This window comes from Palleronia salina (assembly GCF_900141995.1).
Taxonomy (GTDB): Bacteria; Pseudomonadota; Alphaproteobacteria; order Rhodobacterales; family Rhodobacteraceae; genus Palleronia; species Palleronia salina.
Map to the genome: position 1 here is coordinate 1 of NZ_FQZA01000017.1, position 12,861 is coordinate 12,861.

9 protein-coding genes and 1 pseudogene are annotated in these 12,861 nt (G+C 66.4%); all 10 read left to right on the plus strand.

Translation table 11 applies throughout. The annotated features are described in order from the left end of the window. A pseudogene (locus BUB76_RS16065) lies at positions 1-346 on the plus strand (hypothetical protein); the annotation flags it as partial. A 488-nt stretch (positions 347-834) separates the two neighbouring features. Continuing rightward, positions 835-2,187, plus strand: a complete 1,353-nt coding sequence (locus tag BUB76_RS16070; protein ID WP_073130058.1) for a glutamine synthetase family protein — start codon at positions 835-837, stop codon at positions 2,185-2,187. Beyond that, positions 2,187-3,497, plus strand: coding sequence for an NAD(P)/FAD-dependent oxidoreductase (locus tag BUB76_RS16075; RefSeq protein ID WP_073130061.1), 1,311 nt, complete (start codon positions 2,187-2,189; stop codon positions 3,495-3,497). Before BUB76_RS16070 ends, BUB76_RS16075 begins: the two co-directional genes overlap by 1 nt. Before the next feature lie 24 nt (positions 3,498-3,521). Continuing rightward, the gene (locus tag BUB76_RS16080; protein WP_073130063.1) at positions 3,522-4,604 is read left to right on the plus strand and encodes a polyamine ABC transporter substrate-binding protein; all 1,083 of its coding nucleotides are present in this window, start codon (positions 3,522-3,524) and stop codon (positions 4,602-4,604) included. A 50-nt stretch (positions 4,605-4,654) separates the two neighbouring features. Continuing rightward, positions 4,655-5,746, plus strand: a complete 1,092-nt coding sequence (locus tag BUB76_RS16085) for an ABC transporter ATP-binding protein (protein ID WP_073130066.1) — start codon at positions 4,655-4,657, stop codon at positions 5,744-5,746. A 23-nt stretch (positions 5,747-5,769) separates the two neighbouring features. After that, positions 5,770-6,612: an ABC transporter permease subunit gene (locus BUB76_RS16090; protein WP_084140722.1), complete on the plus strand. Its 843-nt coding sequence runs from the start codon at positions 5,770-5,772 to the stop codon at positions 6,610-6,612. Continuing rightward, entirely contained in the window at positions 6,609-7,412 is an 804-nt protein-coding gene (locus tag BUB76_RS16095; protein WP_073130072.1) for an ABC transporter permease subunit, read from the plus strand. Before BUB76_RS16090 ends, BUB76_RS16095 begins: the two co-directional genes overlap by 4 nt. 177 nt (positions 7,413-7,589) lie before the next feature. Beyond that, positions 7,590-9,218, plus strand: coding sequence for an alpha-glucosidase (locus tag BUB76_RS16100; RefSeq protein WP_073130075.1), 1,629 nt, complete (start codon positions 7,590-7,592; stop codon positions 9,216-9,218). Beyond that, the gene (locus BUB76_RS16105) at positions 9,215-10,978 is read left to right on the plus strand and encodes an alpha-amylase family glycosyl hydrolase (protein WP_084140716.1); all 1,764 of its coding nucleotides are present in this window, start codon (positions 9,215-9,217) and stop codon (positions 10,976-10,978) included. The genes BUB76_RS16100 and BUB76_RS16105 overlap by 4 nt, the downstream gene beginning before the upstream one ends. A 316-nt stretch (positions 10,979-11,294) precedes the next feature. After that, a complete protein-coding gene (locus BUB76_RS16110; RefSeq protein WP_139250905.1) occupies positions 11,295-12,767 on the plus strand; it encodes a calcium-binding protein in 1,473 nt (490 codons plus the stop codon). The last annotated feature ends 94 nt before the right edge of the window (positions 12,768-12,861 follow it).

Below are 12,861 nucleotides of genomic sequence, written 5' to 3' on the forward strand. Positions count from 1 at the left end.
CGATCTGTATTTCGAGATCGAGAACCTGGTGGGCTCGGCGTTCGACGACCGTCTGACGGGGTCGGAGGCGCGCAACCAGCTCAACGGGCTGGGGGGGGATGATTTCCTCTTCGGCTATGGCGGGATCGACTACCTGAAGGGGGGCCTGGGCGACGACACGATCAACGGCGGGGCGGGCTCGGACTACGCGCTCTTCGACGGCGACCGGGCGAGCTACACGCTGACGCGGAGCTCGGGCACGGAGGTCACCGTGAGCGGCCCCGACGGCACCGACAGCCTGACCAACGTGGAGTATTTCCGCTTCGACGACATGGACGTGACCATCTGGGACCTCGCGATCGTGTAGAGGGGGGCAATGCCCTGAGAACGCGGAGGAGGCTCGACGTCGCATGAAGGTATCGGCGTTCACGGTTGCGCAGAGAATGTGGCGACCACGGCTATCGACGCTGCGAACCGCCGGCGGGAAGAGATCCTTGCCGACCTGACATCCGGTGGGGCGAGGGTGCAGGACGATGTCCGCCGCAATCTCGGACGTCGACTTCGAAGCGCTACGGGTGAATGCACACCCGCGGGCCTCTTCGGCCATCCTCCCTTCGTGTCCACCTCCGCCGACCGGCAACGCGGTGCTTTCGGACGGATATCCTGCGTGCCGAACCGCGCCGCCCATTCGTGTCGCATCGCCGGGCCACTGCCCGCAAAAAGGGCAGCGCGACGGTCCTTGCGGAGACGAACCCGTGCGTGTCCGACAGTGCGCGCAAGCCGGCGCACGATCCAGATTGACAGGCGACGGGAAGCGATCCAAAGCGTTCCAGAACAACATGTCTGGAATCGGTGATGGAGAAGACCGCGCCTGTCTCGCATCTCGAGGACGACCACCCCGAGCTTGACGCCATTTTCGCGTGCATCTGCGACCTGAACGGCGTGATGCGCGGAAAACGGCTTCCCGCCGACCAGATCCAGAAAGTCCGCGACGGCGGCTTGCGCATGCCCTTGTCGCTTCTGGGGATGGATATCTGGGGCGAGGACGTCGAGGGCTCGGACCTGGTGTTCGACACCGGCGATGCCGACGGCATCTGCGAACATACCGACCGCCCCGCGAGCCTTCTGGGCTGGACCGAAAGACCCACCGCGTTCATCCAGCTCTGGACCCGGACCGAGGACGGAACGCCTTTCGCGGGCGATCCCCGCCGGGCACTGGCCGATGTCGTGGCCCGGCTGGATCGGCGCGGCCTTCGGCCCGTCGTCGCGACCGAGCTCGAATTCTACATCGTCGATCCCACCAAGGCCGCTCCGCAACCGCCGCGCTCGCCCGTCACCGGCAAGCGGCTGGACACCGACGGCGCGCTCAGCCTGGACGAGCTGCAACACTTCGACGTCCTTCTGAACGAGATCTACGACGGCTGCCGGGCGCAGGGGATCCCTGCCGACAGCGCGATCTCGGAAAACGGCGCGGGCCAGTTCGAGATCAATTTCGTCCACCAGTCCGACCCGCTGAAGGCCGCCGACGATGCGGTGCTCTTCAAGCGGCTGGTCCGGGGCCTTGCCCGCAAACACGGCTTCGCGGCGACCTTCATGGCCAAACCCTATGGCGAGCGGGCGGGATCGGGCATGCACGCCCACCTGTCGCTCGTGGACGCGGAGGGCATGAACCTGTTCGACGATGGCGGACCTGAGGGCACGCCCCTGATGCGCCAGGCCGTCGCCGGCCTGATCGCCACGATGCAGGAAAACGGACTGGTCTTCGCCCCGCACGAGAACTCGTATCGCCGCCTGCTGCCCGGGGCCCACGCGCCGGCGGCGGTCGCCTGGGGATACGAGAACCGGACGGTGGCCATCCGCATCCCCGGCGGCGACAACCGCGCGCGCCGGATCGAGCATCGCGTGGCCGGCGCCGATGCCAATCCGTATCTCGTGCTGGCCGCCATCCTTGGCGGCATGCTGCTGGGCATCGAAAAGGGCATGGAGCCGCCCCCGCCCGTGACCGGCGACGCGTATTCCATGCGGCTGGACCGGCTGCCGCCGGACTGGGCCTCGGCGATCGACGCCTTCGCCCGCGGCGCGGCCCAGACCGGGATCTTCGCGCCCCGGCTGGTGCGGATGTTCGAACAGATGAAGCGCCAGGAGCTCGGCCGTTTCACCCGGCACGTCACCGACTTCGAATACCATTCCTACCTCGAGGCGGTGTAGTGGACGGCACGTCGCCCCCGGCCGCGCAGGCCACCCCGTATCCCGACAGCTACTACGCGGCCAGCAGGAACCCCGCGCCGCCGCGCCCCCGTCTCGAGGGGCGGCATAGCGTCGATGTCTGTGTCGTCGGCGGCGGGTATTCGGGCCTGTCGACGGCCATCACCCTGCTGGAACGGGGCCATTCGGTCACGCTGCTGGAAGGTGCGAAGATCGGCTGGGGCGCCTCGGGCCGCAACGGGGGCCAGATCGTCAACGGCCTGAACGCCGGGCTGGACGTATTCGAACGCCGCTTCGGCCGCGATGTGGCGGCGCGCGTGGCGAAGCTGGTGCTGGAGGGCGGCGACCTGATCCGCGAGCGGGTCGCGCGTTATGACATCCGGTGCGACCTGAAGGATGGCAACGTCTTCGCCGCCTTCAACGCGCGCCACATGCGCGGTCTGGAGGCCAAGCGCGACCTGTGGGCTTCGCACGGGCTGACCAACCTGGAGATGCTGGACCGCGCCGGCATGCGCGCCCATGCCGACACGGATCTTTACTGCGGTGGCATGATCGATACGCGCGGTGGCCACATGCACCCCCTGAACCTGGCCCTGGGAGAGGCCGTCGCGGTCGAGCGTCTGGGCGGCACGATCCACGAGGATTCGCCCGTGATCCTCGCCGAACCCGAGCGCGCCCGACCCCTGGTGCGCACGGCCCATGGAGAGATCGAGGCGCGCACCCTCGTGCTGTGCGGCAACGCCTACCTGAAGGGCGTCGTGCCGGGGCTGGAATGGCGGGTCATGCCGGTCTCGACCCAGGTGATGGCGACGGCTCCGCTGGGACAGGACCTCGCCCGCGCCCTGATGCCGTCAGACACCTGCGTGGAAGACGTCCGTTATATCCTGGACTACTACCGCATGTCCGCCGACCACAGGCTGCTGTTCGGGGGCGGAACGGTCTATGGCGGCACCGACCCGCGCGACATCAAGCGCAAGCTGGTCGCGTCGATGCGCAAGGTCTTTCCCGCGCTCGCGGGCACCGCGATCGACCACGCGTGGTCGGGCAATTTCGCCCTGTCCTTCCTGCGGGTGCCGCAGATGGGGCGGTTGGGCGCCTCGACCTATTTCGCGCACGGCTACTCGGGGCACGGCGTCACCGGATCGCATCTCTTCGGCCGCATCCTGGGCGAGGCGATCAGCGGCGACCTGGGCCGGTTCGACATGTTCGCCGGTCTTCCCTGGCTTCCTTTCCCCGGCGGGCGGACGTTCCGCGTGCCGTACTCGGTTCTCGGATCGTGGTGGTACGCCACCCGCGATCGCCTTGGCGTCTGACTTAACCCCTCCATGGAGCATCCCATGACCTGCACGACCCTGACGGCCCTTCTCCTGACCATGCCCCTCGCGGCACAGGCGCAGGAAACGCTGAACTTCTACAACTGGTCCGACTACATCGCCGAGGACACGATCCCGAACTTCGAGGCCGAGACCGGTATCGACGTGAATTACGACGTGTTCGACTCCAACGAGGTGGTCGAGGCCCGCATGCTCACCGGTTCGACCGGCTACGACCTGGTCGTGCCCTCGCTGGAATTCATGGCCCGCCAGGCGCAGGCCGGTGTGTTCCAGCCGATCGACACCTCGAAGATCGCCAACTACGGGAACCTCGACCCCGAGATCATGCGCATCATCGCCACCAACGACCCGAACAACACCTACGGCGTGCCGTGGATGATGTACTCGGTCGGTCCGGGCTACAACACCGCCATGGTGACCGAGAGACTGGGCGCCGAGGCCGATCTCGACACCTGGGGCATGGTGTTCGACCCCGCCAACGCCGAGCGGCTGGCCGATTGCGGCATCGCCCTGCTGGACAGCCCGTCCGAGATCGTGGGCGCCGCGCTCAACTATCTCGGGCTCGACCCGAATTCCGAGGACACCGCCGACCTCGAGCAGGCCGTCGAGCTGCTGGACGGCATCCGTCCGCACATCCGCTATTTCCACTCGTCGCAATACATCAACGACCTGGCGAACGGTGATATCTGCGTGTCGGTCGGGTATTCCGGCGACATCCTCCAGGCGCAGGACCGCGCCGCCGAGGCCGGGAACGGGGTCGAGATCACCTATACGATCCCGCGCGAAGGCGCGCTTCTGGGCTTCGACATGATGGCCATTCCGGCGGACGCACCCAACCCCGATGCCGCGCACGCCTTCATCGACTACTTCCTGCGGCCCGAGGTGACGGCGGCGGTGTCCGACGCGGTCTTCTACGCCAACGCCAACAAGGCGGCGACACCGCTGGTCTCGGACGAGGTGCGCAACGATCCCGGCATCTACCCGCCCGAGGAAACCGTCGCCAAGATGTATACGCCCACGCCGAAATCGGCGCGGTTCGACCGGGCCCTGACGCGGGCCTGGACCACGTTGAAAACCGGTCGCTGACACGTCGGGATCGCCCCGGACCGGGGCGGTCCTTCTTTCGGGATCGAGCGATGTCCAACCCCTTCATCCGCATCGACGGCGTCACCCGCACATTCGGTGAGGTCTACGCCGTCGATGACGTCTCTCTCGACATCCAGCAGGGCGAGCTGTTCTGTCTGCTGGGCGGATCGGGTTCGGGCAAGTCCACCCTGCTCAGGATGCTGGCGGGGTTCGAACGGCCCACGACCGGCCGTATCATCATCGACGGGCGCGACATGACGGATGTGCCGCCCCATGCGCGCGACGTGAACATGATGTTCCAGTCCTACGCGCTGTTTCCGCACATGAGCGTCGAGCGTAACATCGCCTACGGTCTGCACCGCATGGGCATGCCCAGGGCCCAGATCGCCACGCGCGTGACCGAGATGCTGTCCCTCGTGCAGATGGAAAAGCTGGCCCGCCGCAAACCGGACCAGTTGTCGGGCGGCCAGCGCCAGCGGGTGGCGCTGGCCCGGGCGCTGGCACGGCGGCCGAAACTTCTTCTGCTCGACGAACCGCTGGGCGCGCTGGATCGCAAGCTGCGCGAGGAGACTCAGCTTGAGCTGAAGAAGATCCAGTCGAGCCTTGGCATCACCTTCATCGTCGTCACCCACGACCAGGAGGAGGCGATGACGCTGGGCGACCGGCTGGGCGTCATGAACGAGGGGCGAATCGTCCAGGTGGGCGCGCCGCACGAGGTCTACGAGTTTCCGCAAAGCCGTTTCGTGGCCGATTTCATCGGCACGGTGAACCTGTTCGATGGCACCATCGCCGAGGATCGCGACACCGATGCCGTCATCGCGAGCCCGGAGGCCGGCATCGACATCCGTATTCCGCACGCCGTGGCCGGAACCGCGGGGCAACCCGTGGCCGTGGCCCTGCGGCCCGAGAAGATCGTCATCTCGCGCACGTTGCCGGACCCCTACGACAACGTTCTGACGGGGCAGGTCACCGACATCGTCTACAGCGGCAACCTGTCGGTGTTCCACGTCACGCTGGCCTCGGGCAAACGCGTGCGCGTCAGCCGCACCAACCGCCTGCGCGCCGAAAGCGAGGGCATCGGCGCCGGCGATGCCGTGCAGCTTGGCTTCACCGGACACTCCGCCGTGGTGCTGGCTTCGTGAAGCGGCTGGTCGCCCTCATCCCGATGGCGTGGCTGGGGCTGTTCTTCCTGGTGCCGTTCCTGGTGCTTCTGAAGATCTCGGTCTCCGAGCCGGCCATCGCCCAGCCGCCCTACATGCCGCTTCTCGACTGGGCCGACGGGATCCTGACCATCGCGCTGAACCTCGGGAACTACATCTTCCTGACCGAGGACCCGCTCTACCTGCTGTCATACCTGTCCTCGGTGAAGATCGCCGCGATCTCGACCATCCTGACCCTGCTGCTGGGCTATCCCATGGCCTACGTGATCGCGCGGGCGCCCGAACACCGGCGCGGGCTGCTTCTGATGCTGGTGATCCTGCCCTTCTGGACGTCCTTCCTGCTGCGGGTCTACGCCTGGATCGGCCTGCTGAAGGCGAACGGGATCGTCAACAATGCCCTGCTGGCGGTCGGGGTCATCGACCAGCCTCTGGTCATGTTGCAGACCGATTTCGCCGTCTATCTCGGCATCGTCTATACCTACCTGCCATTCATGATCCTGCCGCTCTACGCCACGCTGTCGAAGCTCGATGCCGACCTGCTGGATGCGTCCGCCGATCTTGGCGCACGGCCCGGGACCACCTTCCTGACCGTGACCCTGCCGCTGTCTCTGCCGGGGGTCGTGGCGGGATCGATGCTGGTCTTCATACCGGCGGTGGGCGAATACATCATTCCCGCGCTGCTGGGCGGCCCGGGGACCCTCATGATCGGCTCGGTCCTGTGGAACGAGTTCTTCCTGAACCGCGACTGGCCGGTCGCCGCGGCCGTGGCGATCGTCATGGTTCTGGTCCTGGCGCTGCCCATCGGCCTTCTGCGGCGGGTTCAGGCCCGCGAAGGCGAACGGCCATGAGCCGCACCGTCCTGCGCCTTGTCGTGATCGCGGGCTTCGTGTTCCTCTACGCCCCGATCGTCAGCCTGGTGATCTACAGTTTCAACGAAAGCCGCCTCGTCACGGTCTGGAGCGGTTTTTCCACCAAGTGGTACGGCGAGCTTCTGCGCGACCCGCAAATCCTGGGCGCGGCCTGGATAAGCCTGAAGGTCGCCTTCCTAGCCGCGTGCCTGGCCACGGTCCTCGGCACGCTGGCGGCGACGGCCCTTGTGCGCCACGGGCGGTTTCGCGGGCAGACCCTTCTGGGCGGGCTGGTGACCGCCCCGCTGGTGATGCCCGAGGTCATCATCGGGCTGTCGCTGCTGCTGCTGTTCGTGGCCCTGGACAATGCCCTCGGCTGGCCCGGCGGTCGCGGCCTGAGCACCATCGTCATCGCCCATGCCACCTTCGGCACGGCCTTCGCGGTGGTGGTCATCCAGGCGCGCATGGTCGCGCTCGACCGTTCGGTCGAAGAGGCCGCTCAGGATCTTGGCGCGCGTCCCCTGCGGGTGTTCTTCGACGTGACGCTGCCGGGGCTCGCGCCCGCGCTGGTGGCGGCGTGGCTGCTGGCGTTCACCCTCAGCCTCGACGACGTGGTCATCGCCAGCTTCGTGGCGAGCCCAGGCTCGACCACCCTGCCGATGGTGATCTTTTCCAAGGTCCGTCTCGGCGTCTCGCCCGAGGTCAATGCCCTGGCGACACTGGTCATCGCGACCGTCTCGATCCTGGCGCTCATCGCGGCATGGCTTTCGGCGCGCCGACGCGGCGCGGTTTCGGTCTAGGCCACGCGGTTCGAGGCGGGCAGGGCGGCTGGACTGCCCGTTTCCATTGGCTCTTGTCCCGCGACGGATAGCGTTGAAACGTGCCCGCCTTTGCCGGAGGGCTTCGCCGAACCGTGTAAAATCAGGAACTCGCCCGCTGCCGTCCCTATTGATCTATGACAGCAACGGAGGACCGGCATGACCGAGACGCAAGAGCCAAATTGGTGGCAAGGCGCCGCGATCTACCAGATCTACCCGCGCAGTTACCTCGACACGACGGGCAATGGCGTGGGCGACCTGAAGGGCATAAGCGAGAAACTGCCCCATATCGCCGAGCTGGGCGCGGATGCCGTCTGGATCTCGCCTTTCGTGCGTTCGCCCATGCTCGATTTCGGCTACGACGTTTCCGACTACCGGGCCGTCGATCCGCTTTTCGGCACGCTCGAGGATTTCCAGGCGCTTCTGGACCGGGCCCACGAACTGGGCCTGAAGATCATCATGGACCAGGTGCTGTCGCACACGTCGAACCAGCACCCCTGGTTCCTGGAAAGCCGCGAGGGGCGCGAGAACGCCAAGGCCGATTGGTACGTCTGGGCCGACCCGAAGAAGGACGGCACGGTGCCGAACAACTGGCTGTCGGTCTTCGGCGGCTCATCCTGGCAATGGGAGCCGCGGCGCGGCCAGTACTACCTGCACAATTTCCTGCGCGAGCAGCCCGACCTGAACTACCACAATCCCGAGGTGCAGGACGCCGTACTGGATGTCTGCCGCTTCTGGCTGGACATGGGCGTCGACGGGTTCCGGCTGGATGTCTGCGCGTTCTACTTCCACGACAGCGACCTGCGCGACAATCCCGACAACCCCGATATCAATCCGGGCGCCCATTTCCGCTTCAATCCCTACTCGATGCAGCGCCATACGCGCGACATCGCCCAGCCCGAGAACCTGGCCTTTCTCGAACGGCTGCGCGCGCTCAGCGACGCCTACGAGGATCGCGCGCTTCTGGGCGAGTTGCACGAGGGCGACGGCGCGCGGCTGCATCGCGAATACACCGCGCCGGACCGGTTGCAGCTGGCCTATGGTTACTGGTTCCTCGGCGCCGACGAGATCGACGCCGGGCTGATCCGCGACACCGCCGCGGCGCTGGGACACGAGACACGGGACGGCTGGCCCTGCTGGGCGCTGGACAACCACGACTTTCACCGCGCCGTCACCCGCCTCGGCAAGGAGGATTGCCCCGAGGCGGTGACGGTGATCCTGGCCGCGCTGACCTGCCTGCGCGGCGCGTGCTGCATCTACCAGGGCTCCGAGTTGGGCCTGGCCCAGGCGCACGTGCCCTACGACCGTATCGTCGATCCCTACGGGCGCGAGTTCTACCCTTCGTTCCAGGGCCGGGACGGCGCGCGCACGCCCATGCCCTGGGAGGGCGGCGAACCCCACGGCGGCTTCTCGAAGACCGAGCCATGGCTGCCGGTTCCGCCCGAGCACCTGGACCGCGCCGTGGACCGGCAGAAGACGCTGCCGGGCTCGACGCGGAACCAGATGAGCCGTTTCCTGAACTGGCGGCGCGAACAGCCGGCGCTGCGCCATGGCGGCATGGCGTTCCTGGATCTGCCGCAGCCGGTGCTGGGCCTGACCCGCGAACACGGGGGCGAAACCGTGACCTGCCTGTTCAACCTCGGCGCCGACGAAGCCGTGATCGAGATGCCCGAGACCCGCTGCGGCGCCGCGCTGGAGGGCCACGGCTTCGGCGCCCCGCGCGAGGGCGACCTGGTCCGCCTGCCGGCGCACGGAGCCTTCTTCGCCAGCACGGGAGGCGCGGGATGAAGAATACCGGACGCGAGGCCCTCGTCGCCGAAGCGATGCTGCACCGCCCGCGCCGTGACCGGTCGCGGGACGCGCAGGAATGGTGGCGCGGGGCGATGTTCTACGAGGTCTACATCCGTTCGTTCCGCGACAGCGACGGCGACGGTGTCGGCGACCTGCAGGGCGTCATCGAGAAGCTGGACCATATCGCCAGCCTGGGCGTGGACGGATTGTGGCTTTCGCCCTTCTATCCCTCGCCGCAGGTCGATTTCGGGTACGACATCAGCGATTTCTCGAATGTCGATCCGCTCTACGGCTCGATGGGCGACTTCCACGAGCTGACCGAGAAGGTCCACGAGAAAGGCATGAAGCTGCTGATCGACCTGGTGCCGTGCCATACCTCGGACCAGCATCCCTGGTTCAAGGAAAGCCGGCAGGACCGCGAGAACGAGAAGGCCGATTGGTACATCTGGGCCGACGGGGCCGAGGATGGCGGCCCGCCGAACAACTGGCTCAGCAGCTTTGGCGGCTCGGCCTGGCAATGGGATCCCCGGCGGTCGCAGTATTACTATCATCCCTTCCTGACCTGTCAGCCCGCGCTGAACCTGCAGAACCCCGAGGCGCTCGAGGCTGTGCTGGACATCTTCCGCTTCTGGATGGACCGCGGGGTGGACGGGTTCCGCCTGGATGCCGTGCAATGCCTGTGCTGCGACCCCGCTTTGCGGTCGAACCCGCCGTCGCCCTCGGGCGAACAGAACATCATGGTGGGCGGCGGGCCGAACAATCCGTTCCGCAAGCAGTTGCACCTGTTCGACCGCGACGTCCCGCAATCCGCCAAGGTGCTCGAGGCGTTCCGCGGGGCGGTGCGCGAATACGAACCCGAGCGGGTGCTGATCGGCGAGCTTGCGGACGTGGACAGCTCGCGCTTCGCGGTCAAGTACACGCTTCAGGATCAGCGGCTGCACGCGGTCTATGATTTCGACCTCATCAACGCCGCCAACTCTCTGGACGACTGGCGCGACATCCTGCGCGTGCGGGTCGAGTTCATGGCCTCGGGCTGGATGATGAACGTGTTCACCAACCACGACTCGGTGCGCGCGGTGTCCAACCTGACGCTTTTCGCCGAGAGGGAAGGCTGTCACGACCAGGCGGCCAAGCTGCTGCTGTTCATGCAGTCCACGCTGCTGGGCGGCGGGATCATCTTCCAGGGCGAGGAGCTGGGCCTGCCGCAGCCCGAGCTGGAATACGAGGATCTGCAGGACCCCTGGGCGAAGGCCTTCTGGCCCGATTTCGAGGGGCGCGACGGCGTGCGCACGCCGATCCCGTGGAAGAAATCCGGCAAGCAAGCGGGGTTTACCGACGCCGAGGAGGCCTGGCTGCCCGTGCCCGACGACCACCGCGACCATGCCGTCACCACCCAGGAGAAGGATCCGGACTCGGTCCTGAACTTCACCCGGGCGCTGCTCGCGTGGCGGAAAGAGGAACCGCTGCTGCGCACCGGGCGCGAGCGGGTCTACGAATCCGACGTCGCGCCGGTGATCGCCTATGATCGCTACGACGACGAGCGCTGCCTGACCTTCGTCATCAACGTCTCGATGGACGAACGCTGGTTTCCGATGGAGGCGGGTGACGCGCCCATCGAAATCGCCGGCGCCTGCCCGAGCCGGGACAAGAAGGGATTGCGCCTGGGCCCGCTCGATTTCGCCGTGATCCGCCGCGCCGGGAATTGCGTTCCGGAAACGGGATCGGCGGACCGGACGAAGACGATTGCGCCGGGGTGAAAAGGCAGTCTTGGCAGTGGGGATGGTTCTGGTGAAATTGAACCGACGAATTTTGCAGACTGCCAATTGCGCGGTCTGCCGCCGGGCCTGAAATTGCGGGGGTGCATGAACCGGGAGCCGGACCGCCCGAATTTCAGGGTGCGGTTTGACTTCAATTCTTTGCGCGGGCTTGAAAAACGGTCTTGCAGCAATCCCGCACCGGCTTGCCGCCCGGATGGGATCCCGAGGGCCCCACAGGGTTGTCATCCCGCCCGTCCCTGCGCAGGCTGATCCGTGGACCCTCGTCGCCGCCGCGAGAAGAATACGGCGATAATCGATGGATGATTTTTCGAGCGACGTGACCACCACGGGGCGGCTGACACTCGACGGCCTGTCATTCGGGACGATCGAGGAGAGCGGTGACACCGACTGGTTCGAGGTCGAGCTGGTCGAGGGCGTCGCTTTTTCGATCCAAGTATTGGGTTTGGGAGTTTACAATCGGACCCTCTACGAGGCGCAGCTACGCCTGCTCGATGAGAACGGAGAGCTGTTCGCAGCTGCAACCCCGCCCGTACCTATCATTCCGCAGCGCAACGGTTACAGCCGAGCCGACGAGGATCCGGGCACCTATTACGTCGAGGTGAAAGGTTTTCTAGGGGCCACTGGAACGTATGCTCTCGAATATTTGCAAATGGTTCCCGAGACCGGGAGTTCCCGCGCAGATGCCACGGAGCTGACACTCGGGGCGTCTGTAGGAGCCGTCGACAATTCCACAGTTTACAATTTCCCCCGCGTGGGAACTGACGTACCTGACTTTGACTGGTTCTTCATGGATCTGGACGGAAACCAGTCTTATGTGATCGAAATCGACGGCGACCGGTTCTTCCCGTCCCGTTTACGCAGCGCCACTAGCCAGGTGTTCGATCAGGACGGCGAAATGATCGGCTCCAGTGCCGTCGTTGACGACGGGTTCGGAAACCAGGACATCATCCGGTTCGAGACCGGTGCGGCGGGCCGGTATGATCTGGAAGTCCGGAGCGTCGATGGACGCGACGAACACTACTCCGTTGCTCTGAAGAGCCTCGTTGCGGTCTCCGGCACCGATGGCGCCGACTGGCAGGTGGTGCCCTCCAATATGGAGGCCGTGCCGGGTTCGATCTCGGGCGGGGCGGGGGAGGACATGATCTCCTTCGCTGGCCGCGAGCGCCTGGGCGTGCTGGTGAACCTCGACAGCGGCCTGGTGCAGGCCGAGATGCCGGGCTTCATATCCCTGATCATGGACAGCATCGAGCATGTCACCGGATCGTCCCATGGCGACACGCTCTACGGCGCCGAGGGGGGCGAGCGCATGCGCGCCCTCGGTGGCTGGGACATGGTCTATGGCTCGGCCGGCCGCGATACGCTCGACGGGGGCGGCGGGCGCGACACGCTCAGCTATCTCTTCTCCGACACCGGCGTGCAGGTCTCGCTCCTGCGCGGGCGCGGCTGGACGGGGGACGTCGCGGGCGACCGGATCGACGGGTTCGAGACGCTGATCGGAAGCTACCACGACGACTTCCTCTGGGGCGATCACGGCAACAACCGGCTGGAGGGCTCCACCGGTGACGACACGATCGTAGGTGCGGGCGGGGACGACTACATCCTCGCGGGGCAGGGCACCGACGTGATCGTCTACCTGGGCAACCGCGCGGATTACGAGATCATCCAAGACGGCATCCGCACGGACGTGATCAGCGACGGCTGGGAGGGCCACGACATCATCGGCCACGCCGAGGTGCTGCGCTTCGCCGACGGGGACGTGGTGCTGTAGCGCCGCCATCTCGCCCGTCCCGAGCATCCCGGCGGCGGACCGGATGACGGGACGCATCCCCGCAACAGCCGCTGTCGACGACCCCGCCCGGACG